Raw genomic sequence first — 16,990 nt, forward strand, 5'->3', positions numbered from 1 at the left:
TATTTGATCTGAGCCACGAGAATTTCAATAATCATTCATTCTGTAGCCAACGCATCAGGAACTTATCTTCTACCTCATAATATGGATCCTCTACAGACAAATTATTATAAATAATTGCCTTGTCGACAAGCGCTTTCAAATTACGCTGTAATGTTGAGACAGTCCCCAAGCTATATTTCTTTATAAAAGATTGTGAATATGGCTGATAAACAGCCTCTTCTGCAGCAACCGCTTTTAAGGTTTTCCATTGTGTCTTTGTCAATAAGTTTCTATATTGAAAATAAACAGCCTCATTCTGTTGAATTAATTTATAAAGGATATTTACAACATCTTTTTCTTTTACATAGGATATTCGGTCAGCATAGATTTCATGACATAGCCGTTGTGTATAATATGTATGGGTACATGTAAGATCTAATATCATTTCAAGAACTTTTTCATCTGTCTCTACCCCTACGGAATGAAATGAATTCTTAATAAAAGAGACATATTCCTCTCTGGGTATTTTATTTAGAGTCATGAAGTTGGTACTTCCGTAAAAGGGTCTTTTGGCACTATTGAAAATTTCGATCATTAACCGACTATCACTCCCTGAAAATATAAAGGAGATATTGTGTAGATTTTGTATAATTGTTCTAAGTAAAGCCTCCACATTTTTTTCAGGGTATGAGAGTATCTGTTGAAACTCATCAATAGCAATTACTATCTTTTTTTCCTGTTGGTCAAGAAAAGAAAAAAGTTGAGGAAGGCTTTTCTCTATCTGTTCAGGTTGAGAAATATCCAGTGTTAACTCAGGTTCTCCGCTCAATCCATTTATTTTAAGTATAGGCCGTAATAATTTTATGTGTTCCCAAAATTTTCTCCCTGTACTTTTATGTATGGGGAACTCTTTGTAAATAGCTGTAGCTAAGTAATCTGTAAATTCTTTTAAGGATGAAGTTGGAAAGATATCCAGATAGATGGTACTTTGTTTTTTTTTCAAAAGATAAAAGACATGCTTGAGAAGCGCCGTCTTCCCTAACCTGCGCTGAGAGAACACGGCTGTGTTATTCTTATTATTTATATTCTTCAATAAAATTTCTGTTTCTTTATGTCTGTCGCAGAAATAATCGGGATCTAGATAATTGTATAATAAAAACGGATTCATACTTATTATATTGATTTTAATTTCGTACAAATATATGCAATTTTCAAAAATTACGCAAATCGCGTAACGCAAATTGCGTAATTTCTCAAAGGTCGATTTGGATAAAATACATATTTATCTACCAGCTAAATCTAAAGGATATATTTATTTTGTGGGGATATCCTATTGTAGAAGGCAAAGGATGGCTAGACAGATATTATCTATACCTTAAGCAGATACTCGAGGAGGAGAAGAGTAAAGGAATAGGGATGGATTTGTAGAAAAGCGTACCACTTCCAACAGAAAGAGGTTGTTCAGTATAAGATTTGATCTGAACAACCTCTTTTTGACTTAGAATTACAGATATATCAATCTTCACAAAGGATACTGCTCCCTGATAGGATCATCATACTGTTCCCGTAACCGTTTCAGTTCGGCCTTCAAGTCTACAATGATGCTGTTATATTCCGGATTGCCATAAAGATGATTCATTTCCTGGATATCTTTACTAATGGTATTGTTGAATTTATATTTCATTTTTAAATTTCATCAGTCCAGGGGCACATCTTTCCGGAAGTTTTGAATATCGGACGTTGTGCTTCCACGCTGCGAAGATATTCTCCCAACTCTTTTGAAAGTTGTTCCACCAATCCTGGCTCTTGTGTTGCCCGGTTCGTCGTTTCCCCAATGTCTTCGGTAATATTAAACAACTCTTTTTTACCCGTCTCATAATAATAAATCAATTTCCAGTCTCCTTTACGGATGCAGCTTGTGGGACCAATGCCCGGGCCTTCATTACCCCAGAGGTTAGGATAATGCCAATAGAGAGCACGTCCGGTATAATCGGTCTTTCTTCCTTCCAGCATCGGCATAAAACTGATACCGTCTACCGCTTGTTTTGTTTCGCGACTCTTCACCTGGGCTATATCGAGCAAGGTGGGGAAAAAATCTTCAACGATGAGATAGTCGTCACACCGGGTATTGGGGGGCACAGTTTCCGGCCATCTTACGATCATGGGTACACGAATCCCCCCTTCATAGGCTGATCCTTTCCCGCTATTCAACGGAGCATTCTGTCTGTGTAAAGGTGTGTCACGCCACTGGGTGGAAGTGGAGAAACCTCCGTTATCCGACATGAAAATAATCACGGTATTGTCATCCAGCTTATTCTCTTCCAGCCAATCCATCAGATCACCCAGGCTTTTGTCCATCCCTTCGATCAGGGCGGCATAGGCTGCCTCTTTTTCAGAGAGTCCGTCATCGATATATTTTTTATAGAAACGCTGATCCTTGTCTATGGGGATATGGATGGCGTAGTGTGCCATGTAGAGGTAAAAGGGCTGACCCAAGCTTTTGGCTTTGTCTAGGGCTTTCAGGCATTCCAGGGTCAATGCTTCTGTAGCGAAAGTTTCCGTTCCCCAATATTTTTCAAGACCGGGGATAGCTTGTAACGGAGAGGGTTTTCCATCGACCCGGTTTCCATAATTCTGTTCACCGTAATAACTGGCGATTCCACCTCCCGCGTGTCCCGCAATATTTACTTCAAAGCCAAAGTGGTGGGGGTTTTCACCAGGCGTGTCGATGGCTCCCCAATGGGCTTTGCCACAATGGATGGTGTGGTAGCCGCTGTTTTTAAGCAGTTGCGGCAACGACGTTACTTCATACGTGAAGGGTATACCGGGGACTTGGCAGATACCATTTACATTCCACTCCGGAAACTGAAGCACTTCGCTCTCTCTGTCGGTAGAACTGTTTTTTTCAAGGGTCCAGTTGGTTACGCGGTGTCGGGCGGCGTTCATGCCGGTCATCAGGCTCACACGGGTAGGAGAACTTACGGCACATGCGTATGCTTGTGTAAACATCATCCCCTGCGAAGCCAGCCGCTCCATGTTGGGAGTATGATAACGCTCGTTAAGCGGGGTTCTCTCTTTCCAGAAAGGCAATGAGGTATCCTGCCACCCCATATCATCTACCATAAATAAGATTATATTGGGACGACTATCGGAAATAACAGTGTTCTGGGCTGACAATCCGGTCAGCGGAATCAATGCAAGTGGTAAAATTTTTTTTGGGTTCATAACTATTGATCTATTTTGTGGACACTAAAATTAGAAATTTCTGGGGTACCTACCTGTTTGTTTACAACTAATCGAATCTTGCCAACAGTAACCGGAGAGAATCTTTGGATACGCTTGTGTCCTATCGATTCTCCTTGGCAAAGAATTTCCCAGCCTCGGCAGGTCAATCCTTCTACATGATAATCACGAACACTTTCGCCTTTGATGATCTCTTCTTGTAGAATAATTTGATTGACGGGTTGTGCTTTATCCAGTTTTAGTTCAATTTTGTATGGATTTGCATCACTTTGGTAAATGGCAAATCCGGTCTCATGAGAGGCAGTAATGATGGCGAAGGTTGCACCGGCATCTTTCGCCGCCTTTATCCATTGATCGGTGTCCAGCCTGGTCGGATTAAAAATGTTATAATCTTCCACGGGATGTATACGATTAGCAGTCTGATTGTATTTTTTTCCATCGAAAACGTGCAAGTCGTAGTGAAAAATCACACCTAATTCAGCATTTGCCCAACGAAGCTGAGAAGCACTGGGAGTAGGTCGCTGGTGGATTTGGGCAACCACACCAACTGTCGACAATAAAAAAATAAAGAAAAGAGAGATTGATTTTTTTGGCATGATATTCAGCAAGTTGTAATACACAAGGCAATGGCAAAGGAAAGAACAGGTTTATATCGTTAATCTTCCCCCTTACATTACAAAAATAATATTTATAGCAAGAAGTTCATAATCTTCTAAAAAGATCATAAGTTCTTGGAATGATATATAAATTACTGTGTATAGCCTTCATTTTGTACAAGCTTTTCATTAGCCTCTATTTGTCGTTGCGGAATGGGAAAAACTATTTGATATGGTTTTGCCGCTTTACCTCGATCAATAGCACTAGAAATAAATTTACCGTGACGTATCAAATCCTCACGGCGTAATCCTTCCGAGAAAAACTCACGACCACGTTCAGCTAAAATAAAATCTCGTAATTCTTCTTTTGAAGAGAACTGATCTAAAGATACCTCAGAAACTCCTGCCCGGTGTCGAATTTTGTTAATGAGGTCGATACTCTCCTGATTCGGATAATTTTTCTCATTCAATGCTTCCGCTTTACTCATTAAAATATCTGCATAACGCACATAAACAATATCGTTCCCATTTGCTTCCCCAACAGCATTCGGGTCAGGCCAGTATTTGAAACTACGCACATCATCTAAAGGATTACCGTTTTCATCTTCCAGTAGTTTTACCAATGTTCCTGACAAATCTTCATATTCTGCAATGATTAGTTTTCTTCGATTGTCATTTTCATCAAACGTCTTATAAAAAGTTGTATAAGTGCGGAATTGTGCACCAAAATTTACCCAATTAGATTGAATAGGGTAATTCGGAGGAAAGGCATGTGGCATGTAATTATTATGATAACCATTTTGTGCGATACAAGGAGCTCGATAGATAAACTCTTTATTATCCTCTCCTTCCACTGAAAATAACCTAGTGTAATCACTATAAAGTGAGTAATAATTCAAGTCGATTACTTCTTGAGCTGTAGTAATAACATTCTCCCAATCCTTTTCATGTAGATAGAGTTTTGTCAATACTCCTAAAGCTGCACCTTTAGTAGCCCTTCCAATAGGATTTTCTTCTACGGTAAGATTTTCAGCCGCAAAAGTCAAATCATCGATCAAATATTTAACAAAGACATCTTTGATTGCACGGGGTGTAGATTTGCCAATTTGTTCGATTTCATCAGGAGTTGCTCCTGAGGGAATTTCAATAATTGGAGTAGGCCCAAAAATATTATATAAGAAATAATAAGAAGTACCTCTAATAAACCGCGCTTCACCTTTTATTTTGTTTACGAGTGTTTCTGGAAGCCCCGAAAGTCCATCTGCTACACTCAGTACATTATTGGCACTCGCGATAGCCTGATACATCTGTATCCAAAAATTATTCAGAAAACCATCATTGATGGCCCAGGTAAAATCAATGTAAGGCTTTGCATCACGTTCTAAACCTCCTCCTGTTTCAAAAGCAATATCAGTAGTAAACTCGTTCATTAGGTAGGTATAGTTTCTGCTTGTATAACTGATAATCCGTGAACGGGCATATGCACCTGTAAGTAATGCGTCGATACCCGATTGTTCTTTTAAAAACTCATTCGGGTCGTATTCAGTATATACCTTTTCTTCCAAGAAATTACTGCAACCTATTACTGAAGATAGTAGAACGATTGACAATATTTGTAATAGTTGTTTTTTATATGGTCTCATTATAATTCTATTTTATTAAAATGTTACATTTACTCCCATTCTAATTGTACGTGCCAAAGGGTAACTGTTATAATTAACTTTGGAGACACTCTCTCCTCGTGCACTGGCATCGGGATCAAATCCATCAAATTTGGTAATAGTGAATAAATTATCACCGGAAGCATATACTTGCAGATTACGAATAAATTTATTCGTCTTAACAGGTATATCATAGCTTAGGCTAACTGTTTTCAAGCGTACAAACGACGCATCGGTAACTGTAAGTGAATTAATCGAATAAGCGCCACCATAACTACTCGGATTCACACCACTCGGATAAGTATCCGAAGGATTATCTTCTGTCCATCGATTCAAATAATACTTCGCAATACGATTGCGATACTCATTCGTTGGATAAATGCTTTCGGCTACATTCGCATCTAATGTCTCAATACCATTTACCCATTGGAGAAATAGGTCAAAGGTGAAATTTTTATAACTAATGCGGTTGTTTAATCCTCCCGTAAAATCAGGAAAAGGTTTTCCAAGAATTACCCGGTCGTTGAGGTCTATTACATTATCACCGTTCTGATTTTTAAATTTTAAATCTCCCGGTTTCGCGTTAGGTTGTGCTGAATTGGCGATATCATCTCCTTTTTGAAAAATACCTTCCACCTCATATCCATAAAATGAATAAATAGGATGTCCTATCTTTGTCAATTCATAACCAGAAATAAATCCTGCAATTGATCCGGTTATCAATTCGGGGATAAATGAGGGTAATTCTGTTACTTCATTTTTTAAGAAGGAGAGATTGAATGATGTCTCCCAATTAAAATCACGATTTTGTATGTTTAGCGTATTAATCATAATATCCACACCGCTATTTTTTACAGTGCCCGCATTGACCATAATGTCATTGAATCCGATCGCAGATGGTAGCGGTTTACTGAACAGTTGATCTTTGGTATTGCGGATAAAGTAATCAACCGTCCCACTAATTCGATTCCTCAAGAGACTAAAATCAATTCCCATGTTCAACTCGGATGTTGTTTCCCATTTCAGATCGGGATTTGGTAATCGCGCAGGGAGTACACCTGAGGCCAATCCATTACCGAAAACAGCTGATCCTCCGGCAACCAAAGTCTGTATAGTCTGGTAATTGTCAATACCCTGATTTCCTAATTCTCCATATCCGATACGTAATTTTAAATCATCAACGACATTTATGTTGAAAAATGGTTCACCCGATAGACGCCACGCTCCTGCAACAGAGGGGAAAAAGGCGTATTGGTTTTTTGGGGAAAATCGTGAGGAGCCATCGTAACGGAATGATGCCGTAAGTAAATATTTATCAAGCAATTCATAATTTATACGTCCGAGTATGCCATTGAGACGATTCCTTGATTTAAAAGAACGTATGTTATCACCATTGAGGTTATCACCACTTTGCAGTAAATCAGCTCCTGTCACGTCAGATAAAAATCCCCGAGAGTCTGCATATACATATTGTCTCATGAACTGTTCATAGGTAGTACCTGCTAACAATGAAATCCGATGAATGCCATTGAAGTTCTTTTTATAATTCAGTAAAAATTCAACGAGCCATTGTGTATTTTCATCTGCTTGCTTGGATCCAATCCCTTTATTGGCAAGTCCATTCATTGTCATTCGGTTTCTATATGAAGACTGCATATAGGACATTACAGTCCCACCTAAACGTATGGTAGCTACCAAGTCTTTCAGGGGTTCTATTTCGCTGGTGAACGTTCCGTAAACAGTATTACGCTGATTCTGTCCTTTTACACCGTTAAGAAGTGCCATTGGGTTGTCAAGTGCAATGAAGTTGTTGAGATAATATCTTCCTGTTTCAGGATTAATTCCCGCAGGTAAAGTTGGATCAAACTGTAAAGCAGAGTTAATAGGACCAGCCCCCTCGTTAACGCCATCCATGTTCTCATACATAGAATTGCGATCGGCACGAGTATAATTTAGTGTGAATTTAAAGCGCAAAAACTCTTTTGGATCAAAGTTCATATTTGCCCGTACGTTGAATTTTTTAAAATCTGACTTCTTAACCAATCCTTCCTGATTAAAATAATTCAACCCTAAGTAATAATCACTTTTTGGCGCACCCCCTGCAAATGACAATTGATAGTTCTGAACCGGGGCTGTCGTACGGAAAATTTCGTTCTGCCAATTTGTTCCCCTTCCAGCAGCGGCAATTTCTTCTGGAGAATAGATCTCACCTCGTGGATCTTTTGATTCAATACGGAGAGCATTCAGTATCTCCATATATTGTCTGGCATCCAACATATCCATTTTCTTAGCTACTGATTGTGCTCCGAATTCGGAACCAAATTTCACTACAACTTCACCTTTCTCTCCTCCTTTGGTTGTAATGAGTACTACACCATTTGCCGCACGGGTTCCATAAATGGCGGCAGCCGATGCGTCTTTCAAAACCTCAATGGATTTGATGTCTTCCGGGCTGATAGAGCTAGGATCTACTCCAGGCAATCCATCTACAACTATAAGGGCGGCGTTGCTACTGTTGATGGAACCAGCTCCGCGAATCTGAATTTTAGTGTCAGCTCCCGGTGCAGAACTTGTTTGGCTAACATTTACACCTGCGGCTTTCCCATTTAACATTTGCAAGGCATTGGTATTTATTCCCTCTGTAAATCGTCCTTCAGATAATGAAACCACCGAACCTGTAAGATCCCGTTTACGAAGAGTTCCATACCCTATAACTACTAATTCGTCCAATAATTCTGTATCTGAACGCATTGTTATATTTATTGTGCTCTTTCCATTTAAAGCAACCTCTTGTGTTGCCATTCCGACATAGCTAATCAGGAGTACAGCGTTTTCAGAAAGGCTCGTCAGAGTAAATTCCCCATTAATATCAGAAACTGTCCCATGGGCCTGATTACCTTTCTCGACAATGGTGGCCCCGATAATTGGTTCCCCATGCTCATCTTGGATCAATCCGGATATGGCTTTTCCCCTCTGTTGCTGAACTGTATTAACAAGTGATTGTTGCTGTTCGCCTTTTACAGACACCGCTATCTGCGTATTATTAATCTGGTAACCAATATTTGTATTCCGGAATAAAGTGTCCAGTATGTTTTCAATTGTTTCATCCTGTGCCTGAACAGTCACTTTCCGGCTTAAATCCAGGAAATTATCACTGTAAAAGAAACTATACTCGCTTATCTTTTCAATTTGCCGAAGTACGTTTCTTATTTCCGTATTTGTCGCGGAAACACTTAGTTGTGCTATGGTTTGTCCAATGCTTAACAGGAGCAAAACCAAACAACTTACACCAATTCGTTTAATTTGTTTGTTCATTGAATGATTTTTTAGATTTTAGTTTGTTTTAAGATAGAATTAAGGATAAAAAAGCACGGAATTCTCTTTGATTGAGTATTTTTGCACTAACATGAGAATGCGGTCCACAGCGTTTTCCTTCTACTAAGGCGCTGTCATGCTATTATCCTAATTTAGCAGATATTGCATTCTTTAAAGCTTTCGCTTTCTGCCGGAGTAATGCCCTCACATTGCTCCGGCTTTTTTACCATGTAATTGGGTTCGTTATTCTCCGTTTTATTTCATAGGCGTCAGTTTTATGAGTTATTATTTATTTTCTACTGAATGTAATGTGTGATTCGGTCAATGTGTACTGCAGAGGAGAAACAACGGTAATAAGGCTTAATACGTTCTCCATACTGTTGTTTTTTATTTTCCCACTGTACTGTATCTCTTTTATATCGGGAGATGCAAAAGAAATGGTTACGTTATATGTCCGTTCCAGCATTTTGGCAATATTTTCCAGCGTTTCTTTGTCGAATACGAATTGATCTGTCATCCAGAAAATGGCTTCCTCCACATTGTCGATATGAGATCTGCTGAACGTCATTTCTTTGGTATGGTACGCAATCCGGTCATAGGGATTCAGCACTTCGGATAACAGCGGGCTGCTTACTTCAATTTTGCCTTCGATAAGTGTCCCGGTTATTTGTTCCTCGTTGGGATAAGATTTGATATTGAATTTCGTCCCCAGTGCCTTTACTTGTAAATCTCCTCGGGTGAGCACGATGAACGGGTTGTCGGGATTGCTTTGCACATCAAAATAAGCTTCCCCCAGCAGCTTTACAGTCCGGTTTTTCTTTCCAAAATCCGGAGAATACCGGAGCTCACTTGCCGAATTGAGACGCACATGCGAACCGTCGGGAAGTTGAACACTTGCTTTTTGCCCATTTTCCACCATCACAATAAGTTCTTGCTGTGAATGCCCACGAAGCAGGTGAAACGATATGCCCAGCATAAAAAACAAGATAGCAACAGCTGCCACGCTTGCATACGAAACCCATCTGTTTTTACGTTTCGGAAGCATTGCCCCATTTTCGCGCATATGCATCTGGAACTGTTTCCATATCCTCTTTTTTCCTTCATCGCAAAAAGGAGATGCATACTGTCCGGCACTTCTCCATTTGCCGGCATAATATTCATCGAACTGCTCCTCGCTTATCTGTTTTTGTTGATAAGCGCGTAGCAACCGATGCATCTCCTCCTTCGATATGGAGCTGGAGAGAAACTTTTCAACCAATCTTATAATTTCTTCTGACATATTTATTGTTTTATACGTGAAAAAGGGAAAAACCTTACAGGAATATCGTTTTTATTTTAACGAAATATTAACCTTTGTTAAAAGACAATAACTAAAGCCATGACAGGTTTGAGAAGATCCACATCAGACGCTTTACTAAGCCTTAAGAGAAAAAGAGAGTCTGAATTACTTGAAAGAAAAGTACAATAAAAACCTAAAAATCCATTGAACAGATCAAAAAAAGAGTGAATTGAGATAATATTTCATCTTTTCTCTTAAAAAAATGAGAGAACGCCTAATCTGAGTTTCCACCGTTTTTTCGGAAATCTGCAAACGGGAAGCGATTTCTTTGTTCGATAGATTTTCTTTCCGACTCAATAGGAAAATTCTGCGGCGATCCGCAGGCAGCTTCCCAATAAGTTCGGAAAGAATATTTTCCAGAAAACGGCTGTTTACATCTGCTTCAATATCGGAATTTTCTTGTGCTTTTTCTTGTTGATACTGTTCATATCTATATTTCAGCAACAGCTTCTCTGTTTGCCGGTACACATGGTTTCTGGCAATGGTATAGAGATAAGGGACTATATTGGTTTCTGTATCGATTGTTTCCCTCTTTTCCCAAAGAGAAATGAAAACCGATTGCGTGATATCTTCGGCAAAGGTTTTATCGAAAAGCGTATTCAGGACAAATGTATAAATCTGATTGTAATAGTAATGAAAAATATATTCAAAAGCCTTCTCGTCTCCTTCCCTCAGAAGGTGCAGAATCCGGGAATTTATATGGATGGGTTTATTTTTCAACCTATTATTTAAATTTAGGAATTGTGAGTCTCCCTCGCTCCTCAATTTTCAATTCTCGGAACGATATAGTCCATACTACACTACTTAGAAACTCTTTAAATTTTATTGTTCAACTGTTTTGAATCTATTGTGGGATAGATTTTCTTGCGGATTTATCGGGCTAAATCAAAAGGAAAAAGTGAAAAAGATACCCAAAAGAGACCAAAACCGCAGCAAAGAAAAAATAAACAGTACAATTATAAAAATATTTCGGTAAAATTTAAACAGTTTCTTAATCTCTACAAAGTTAAAGGATTTTTATGATTACTGTCGAAAATGATTATTTTTTTATCGGCACTCTTGTCAGCCAGGCCAACCTGTATCCCCTCCATCATCCGGTGGGTTTATGTGAGAGGGAGTGGTTATGAGAATATCTACCCGGGAGCGATATAAACTTCTCCCAGGGAAAAGCACCAGTCATCAACTGTAATTTTCTTCTAAGGAAAATGGCAGAATCAGTTTTTTTGTCTACCTTGCGGGAAATAATAGAAAATGATTGTACATGAAATCAAAGGTTTTTATCCATACCTTGGGGCAGCGTTTTCTCAACTTGCCAGGCGGTTGGTGCAAGTGATCGAGACACCGGATAAATCTCATTGGACCTATGAAATGATTGTATCTGGATCTTTTCGCATACAGGCATCAATAATGTAAACATAGATGTGGCGCTTCATGCTAAGGAATTGGGGATGAAAGTGATTGTTTTTGGATCCGCTGCCGAAGCAGAAGGAAGGGTAACCCGGCATCCTAGCGGGAAAACAATCTTCGAAATTGCGGATATTGTGGTGGACTCGTGTGTTCCCGTGGCAGACGCTTCGGTAACCCTGAAGAATCACCCGCACAATGTTCCGGGGACACCACTGCCCATGAGCGTCTGGACGCTTGTCTTGCCGAATACAAGAAACGGGTCGCGTCGGTTTAAATGTAATTTTATGAGAAAAATAAATGTAACCCTGTCGCTTCTTTTTGTCGTATTTGTGGGTTATTCCCAGTCATCCTGGTTGCGCGTCAACCAGGTGGGTTACCTGGAAGACGACGTGAAAGTGGCCGTCTGGATCAGCAAGGAGGAGAATGTTGTCCGTGAGTTCCAGGTAATAGATATGGCTACCCAAAAGGCCGTATTTACAGGTTCGGATGTCCTGGATACAGGGAAGCAACCGGCATTCGAATCATCCGCACGGCTCAATTTCACGGCCCTCAAAAGGCCGGGCAACTACATCGTGAGAGTGGGGGAAACGGAATCCGTCCCTTTCCGTATCGGTAACGATATATATGCCGGGGCTGCGGAAATCCCGTTAATGTATATGCGTCAGCAGCGGTGCGGATACAATCCGTTCCTGCAAGACTCATGCCACGTGCACGATGCCATTTCCGTGGGCGATCCCGACGGAAAACGTGACGGGCTCTATTTCAATACCACCGGCGGATGGCATGATGCGTCGGATTACCTGCAATATGTGGCCACATCGGCCAATGCCGTGTACCAGATGCTTTTTGCTTACAGCCAACACCCGGGATCGTTCGGGGACAGATACGATGCAAACGGGCACGAAGGGGCCAACGGTATCCCCGATATCCTGGACGAGGCCAAATGGGGATTGGACTGGCTGGTGAAGATGAATCCCGACTCCGCTACTTACTTCAACCAGGTGGCCGACGATCGCGATCATGTGGGATTTACATTGCCTAACGAACAGCAGGTCGATTATGGATGGGGCCTGGGAAGAGAACGTCCCGTCTATTTTGTCAGCTCCAGACCGCAGGGTTTATTCAAACACAAGAACAGGAGCACCGGAATGGCTTCCACCTTAGGGAAATATGCGTCCGCATTTTCCTTGGGCGCCCAATTACTGGAGGCGTATTACCCTGAATTTTCCGGTATGCTGGTGCAAAAAGCCGAAGATGCCTACCGCAAAGGGGTTGAAAACCCCGGGGTTTCGCAGACCGCACCGGGAGGCGCGCCTTATTTTTACGAAGAGGATAATTGGGCGGACGACATGCAGTTGGCTGCCGTGGAGATGTATAATACTTCCGGAGAAAAAGAATATTTGAAACAAGCGGTCGATTATGGCAGACTGGAGCCTGTCACACCCTGGATGGGTGCCGATTCGGCAAGGCATTACCAATGGTACCCGTTCGTGAATCTGGGCAATTACCATCTGGCCGCGCAGCACGGCAACCTGCGTGTCAGAAAGGAGTTCATACGGAATATGAGGACTGGCTTGCAGCGTGTGAAGGACAGGGCTGAGGGGGATGCTTTTTTAAATGGGATACCGTTCATCTGGTGTTCCAATAACCTGACGGTGGGCTTTATCACCCAATGCAGGTTGTACCACGAAGTTACGGGGGACGATTCGTTCCTTGAGATCGAAACGGCCATGCGTGACTGGCTATTGGGATGTAATCCATGGGGTACTTCCATGGTCGTGGGATACCCCGCAGAAGGCGATACGCCCGAAGATCCACATTCGGCATTTACACACCTGCACCGCATACCCGTCACGGGGGGCATTGTGGATGGGCCCATCTACAACTCGATCTTCAGCAGCTTAATAGGGATTTATCTGGCTGGTGAAGATGAATATGCCCGTTTTCAATCGGATTATGCGGTGTACCATGATGATTACGCGGATTACTCCACCAATGAACCGACCATGGACGGGACCGCCTCGCTTACTTATTATCTGGGCTATTTGAGCGCACGGGCAAGGCAACCGGAAAAAGTAGCGGGCGGCATCGTACGCGGCGGTGCATCCGGAAAACGGCTGTCGCTTGTTTTTACCGGCCACGAATATGCCGACGGGGCCGGTACGATACGGAAGGTATTGAAAAAAAACAATATAAGAGGGACATTTTTTCTTACAGGTGATTTCTACAGGAAATATCCTACCATCGCAAGGGATCTGCGGAAGGACGGCCATTATCTCGGCCCGCACTCCGATAAGCACCTTTTATATGCCGATTGGCAGAACCGTGATTCGACATTGATTTCCCGATCTGATTTTGAAAAGGATCTAGACGACAACTACCGGGCAATGGGAAAAATAGGGTTGAAAATAGAGTCGCCACGCTATTTTATGCCGCCCTACGAATGGTACAACCAGGAAATCAGCAACTGGGCGGAAGCCATGGGCGCACAGGTGGTGAATTTCACTCCGGGAACAACCTCCAATGCCGATTATACTACTCCCGATATGAAGAATTATCTTTCGTCGGAAACAATTTACAACAATATTTTGACCTACGAAGAAAAGAAGGGTCTGAACGGCTTTCTCCTCCTAATCCATATCGGTACCGACCCGAAACGGACCGACAAACTGTATGACCGGCTGGATGACCTGATAAAGGAATTGAAAAACAGGGGATATGAATTCAAGGGAATAACAGAACTATTGCGTTAGTCTATTCATTCTTCAATAAAGTATAATTTTTCTTTCAAATCGGCTGGCAAAGTCGGTTTTTTTTCTTACCTTGCCCGGAAATAATAAAATGGCTGCAGACAGGTGAATGAATCCGGAGCCTGTTTTGTCATGCGGCCCAAGAAGAACTTCACGTTCTGCAGGATCTATTCCTGGGAAGTTGACAAGTCGACGGGCGGGCAAAAAATTCCTGAAAGAATATCTCGAAAGCCAGAATTAATGTGCCAATATGCTAATGTGCCAATGTGCCAATATGCTAATGTGCCAATTTATTGATTTCTTGATTTGACAGTTAGTAGTTTTTAGTTTATAAAAGTCTTTGTCCTTTATTCTAAGAAGCTGTTTTGAATTTTTTCATCCATTGTTTTTTAGCCATTTTTTGATGGATTGGGATTTTCATTGATTGAAATGTGGCGGGCCACTTAAAAGAAATGAAAGTTCAAAGGCGCGAAAAAGGGCAAAAAACAATAAAGGTTCCATATACCGAAATAAAAAAAATAATCATATGAAACGAGCATGATAATCATTATCTCACAAGATCATGACTAAAGCGAGTTCCATATGACACCATTGAAAATAAATATTTTAGTCATATGAAAGAGTGGAAAAATAAGCGTGAAATAATTACTCGTGAAATTCAAAACAGTTTCTAAAAGTAATGTACAATCCGATGAAAAAAATAGTCTTTATATCAATCTTCAGCCTCGTGCTGCTGCACGCAGGAGCGCAAACATTTCCACAGCGGGAAAATACGCACCGACTTATGAGTTACAATATCCATCATGGCAAAGGGATGGACGGTAAAATAGATATTGAACGGATCGGTAAACTGATCATTGACATCAACCCCGAAGTAGTGGGATTACAGGAGGTGGACAGTGTTGTGGCCAGAAGCGGCAATATCGACATCCTGCAACTACTTTCCGAACAAACCGGCATGTATGCCACCTTCGGGTATTCCATCCTGCACGACGGGGGGAAGTACGGCAACGGCGTCCTGACAAGGGAAAAGCCGATCGCGGTAAAAAAGATTCCTCTTCCTGGAGCCAAAGAAGCCCGCACCGCATTGATAGTGGAACTCGACAAATACGTGGTAGTCAATACGCATCTGTCGCTTACAAACGAAGAACGGCTCGAATCGGTTAAGATCATAACCGATGCCGTAGAAATATACGACAAACCGATATTTCTGATGGGAGACCTCAACGCCACCCCTGATTCCGAACCTGTCACATTCCTGCAGGATAAATGGCAAATCCTCTCCAATCCCAAACAGCCCACCTCCCCATCGGTCAATCCCCGGTCGACTATCGATTACATACTGGGATATACGGCCAAAGGCGAGACCTATGCGAAATACAGGGCTCACGTAATCGATGAGCAGGTAGCATCAGACCATAGACCGCTGTTTGTGGATATCCGCCTGAAAACACCCGCATCTGAAGTAATGCGCACCATCCATTCGAGGCATGATCCAAATTATTGCGCTGATTGAGGATAGATCGCTGAGAATACAATTGGGACAGAATGCGAGGCAATTATACGAAAACAAATTCACATTGGAGCGCATGATAAAACAAACAGCAAAAGTGTACCTAAAAGTGATAGGATAAAGGATATAAGAGTTAAGTAATTAGTTTAAATAATTTAAATTTTCATCATGAAAAAATTAACTAGAAAAAGTTTAGAGGAATTGGCGGTATTGATGCCTATTATTAACGAGATTCAGCAATTTCATATCATGGGAGGAGGTACGGATTCCTGTGTATTTAATTGTTTTGATTATTTAGACGGAAATATGTATACGTCTTCTTATTATTATAACCTAACTTCGGGAGTATTAGGATATACGCCTGATAACTCCGGGAATGTCCAGACGTATGACCCATCCGGATCATATTCGGGAAGTTATGCTTGAAAATACTTGTAAGAAGATTATAGAACAGATAGATATTGGTCTAAGTATAAATAACAACGGTATATTGAGAAGTGCAAGAAGTGGATGTTTCCTTGCCGTGTGTAGAGAATAAATATCATTGCCCCCTACACATGTCTTTGAATGAGACATCTATGAAACATTGAAATGGGGTGGATCATTTTAAAATTTGAGTTTTCTTGTACCGAAATAAGTTTCTAAGTTTAAAGTCTGAAAGGTAAGAGATATGAAAATAATTAGATTTATTTTGATTTTTTTTATTCTGAGTGATTTCTCCTGTATTGCCCAAAACAAAGTGCTGATTATACCAATAGAAGACAATGACACGACAGCACTTGAATATGAATGGTTGGGATCTGACTCCAGAATTCTTACTTCTATGAATGTTGTCTACAGAAAACCTGACGGATTCAAGGAACTTCCATCAGTTACTGAATGCTTCAAGGAGAATGTGAAGTTTGAAGAAGCATTTAGCTGTGTTTTTCATCTATTACAATCGGAAGATAATCAGTTCATGACATTTATGCAAACTTTCAGGCTATACACTGAAAGTGAAATCATGGAAATGAGACGATTTTTTCCAGATTTTGATCCTGAGAATTCTCACATTGATAATATGAAATATATCATCAAAGTCTTTTTTGGTAAGGAAAAAGCAGATAATTGTGTGTATTTCGGTCTGATAGTGCCACTCTTTTCGGTCAAACCGTGCCACTATAATTCATAGTTCTTTTAGCTATTTG

The 16,990-nt window shown here is 40.9% G+C and carries 11 protein-coding genes and 1 pseudogene; 4 read left to right on the plus strand and 8 right to left on the minus strand.

The window, feature by feature from the left end; genetic code table 11:
• Window positions 1-31: 31 nt before the first annotated feature.
• The 8 genes and pseudogenes from D7D25_RS13700 to D7D25_RS13730 form a co-directional block, all read right to left on the minus strand.
• On the minus strand, window positions 32-1,177 hold the full coding sequence (locus D7D25_RS13700) for an ATP-binding protein (RefSeq protein WP_122969504.1): 1,146 nt from the start codon (window positions 1,175-1,177) through the stop codon (window positions 32-34).
• Between the two features lie 324 nt (window positions 1,178-1,501).
• Entirely contained in the window at window positions 1,502-1,663 is a 162-nt protein-coding gene (locus tag D7D25_RS18055; RefSeq protein ID WP_158602623.1) for a hypothetical protein, read from the minus strand.
• A 2-nt stretch (window positions 1,664-1,665) separates the two neighbouring features.
• Window positions 1,666-3,204 carry a sulfatase gene (locus D7D25_RS13705; RefSeq protein ID WP_122969505.1) on the minus strand — a complete coding sequence of 513 codons (1,539 nt, stop codon included), beginning with the start codon at window positions 3,202-3,204 and terminating at the stop codon, window positions 1,666-1,668.
• A 269-nt stretch (window positions 3,205-3,473) separates the two neighbouring features.
• Window positions 3,474-3,818: pseudogene (locus D7D25_RS18580) on the minus strand (alpha-L-fucosidase); the annotation flags it as partial.
• A 152-nt stretch (window positions 3,819-3,970) separates the two neighbouring features.
• The gene (locus D7D25_RS13715) at window positions 3,971-5,461 is read right to left on the minus strand and encodes a RagB/SusD family nutrient uptake outer membrane protein (protein WP_122969507.1); all 1,491 of its coding nucleotides are present in this window, start codon (window positions 5,459-5,461) and stop codon (window positions 3,971-3,973) included.
• Window positions 5,462-5,476: 15 nt separating this feature from the next.
• Window positions 5,477-8,794, minus strand: a complete 3,318-nt coding sequence (locus D7D25_RS13720) for a TonB-dependent receptor (protein WP_122969508.1) — start codon at window positions 8,792-8,794, stop codon at window positions 5,477-5,479.
• Between the two features lie 289 nt (window positions 8,795-9,083).
• On the minus strand, window positions 9,084-10,073 hold the full coding sequence (locus D7D25_RS13725; protein ID WP_122969509.1) for a FecR family protein: 990 nt from the start codon (window positions 10,071-10,073) through the stop codon (window positions 9,084-9,086).
• A gap of 213 nt (window positions 10,074-10,286) precedes the next feature.
• Window positions 10,287-10,853: an RNA polymerase sigma-70 factor gene (locus tag D7D25_RS13730; protein WP_158602624.1), complete on the minus strand. Its 567-nt coding sequence runs from the start codon at window positions 10,851-10,853 to the stop codon at window positions 10,287-10,289.
• Window positions 10,854-11,824: 971 nt separating this feature from the next.
• Here D7D25_RS13730 and D7D25_RS13740 point away from each other — a divergent pair.
• The 4 genes from D7D25_RS13740 to D7D25_RS13755 all read left to right on the plus strand — a co-directional run bounded on the left by D7D25_RS13740 (window position 11,825) and on the right by D7D25_RS13755 (window position 16,974).
• Entirely contained in the window at window positions 11,825-14,293 is a 2,469-nt protein-coding gene (locus D7D25_RS13740) for a glycoside hydrolase family 9 protein (RefSeq protein WP_122969511.1), read from the plus strand.
• Window positions 14,294-14,981: 688 nt separating this feature from the next.
• Window positions 14,982-15,806, plus strand: coding sequence for an endonuclease/exonuclease/phosphatase family protein (locus tag D7D25_RS13745; RefSeq protein ID WP_158602625.1), 825 nt, complete (start codon window positions 14,982-14,984; stop codon window positions 15,804-15,806).
• 165 nt (window positions 15,807-15,971) lie between these two features.
• Window positions 15,972-16,229 carry a hypothetical protein gene (locus D7D25_RS13750; RefSeq protein WP_122969513.1) on the plus strand — a complete coding sequence of 86 codons (258 nt, stop codon included), beginning with the start codon at window positions 15,972-15,974 and terminating at the stop codon, window positions 16,227-16,229.
• Between the two features lie 244 nt (window positions 16,230-16,473).
• Complete coding sequence (locus D7D25_RS13755) at window positions 16,474-16,974, plus strand: hypothetical protein (protein ID WP_122969514.1); 501 nt, start codon at window positions 16,474-16,476, stop codon at window positions 16,972-16,974.
• The last annotated feature ends 16 nt before the right edge of the window (window positions 16,975-16,990 follow it).

This window comes from Proteiniphilum sp. X52, assembly GCF_003712195.1.
Taxonomy (GTDB): Bacteria; Bacteroidota; Bacteroidia; order Bacteroidales; family Dysgonomonadaceae; genus Proteiniphilum.

Bases quoted from the DNA above. Each gene is read 5' to 3' on its own strand.
- D7D25_RS13740 (WP_122969511.1), top strand. From the start codon at position 11,825: ATGAGAAAAATAAATGTAACCCTGTCGCTTCTTTTTGTCGTATTTGTG.
- D7D25_RS13750 (WP_122969513.1), top strand. From the start codon at position 15,972: ATGAAAAAATTAACTAGAAAAAGTTTAGAGGAATTGGCGGTATTGATG.
- D7D25_RS13715 (WP_122969507.1), bottom strand. From the start codon at position 5,461: ATGAGACCATATAAAAAACAACTATTACAAATATTGTCAATCGTTCTA.
- D7D25_RS13720 (WP_122969508.1), bottom strand. From the start codon at position 8,794: ATGAACAAACAAATTAAACGAATTGGTGTAAGTTGTTTGGTTTTGCTC.
- D7D25_RS13755 (WP_122969514.1), top strand. From the start codon at position 16,474: ATGAAAATAATTAGATTTATTTTGATTTTTTTTATTCTGAGTGATTTC.
- D7D25_RS18055 (WP_158602623.1), bottom strand. From the start codon at position 1,663: ATGAAATATAAATTCAACAATACCATTAGTAAAGATATCCAGGAAATG.
- D7D25_RS13745 (WP_158602625.1), top strand. From the start codon at position 14,982: ATGAAAAAAATAGTCTTTATATCAATCTTCAGCCTCGTGCTGCTGCAC.
- D7D25_RS13725 (WP_122969509.1), bottom strand. From the start codon at position 10,073: ATGTCAGAAGAAATTATAAGATTGGTTGAAAAGTTTCTCTCCAGCTCC.
- D7D25_RS13705 (WP_122969505.1), bottom strand. From the start codon at position 3,204: ATGAACCCAAAAAAAATTTTACCACTTGCATTGATTCCGCTGACCGGA.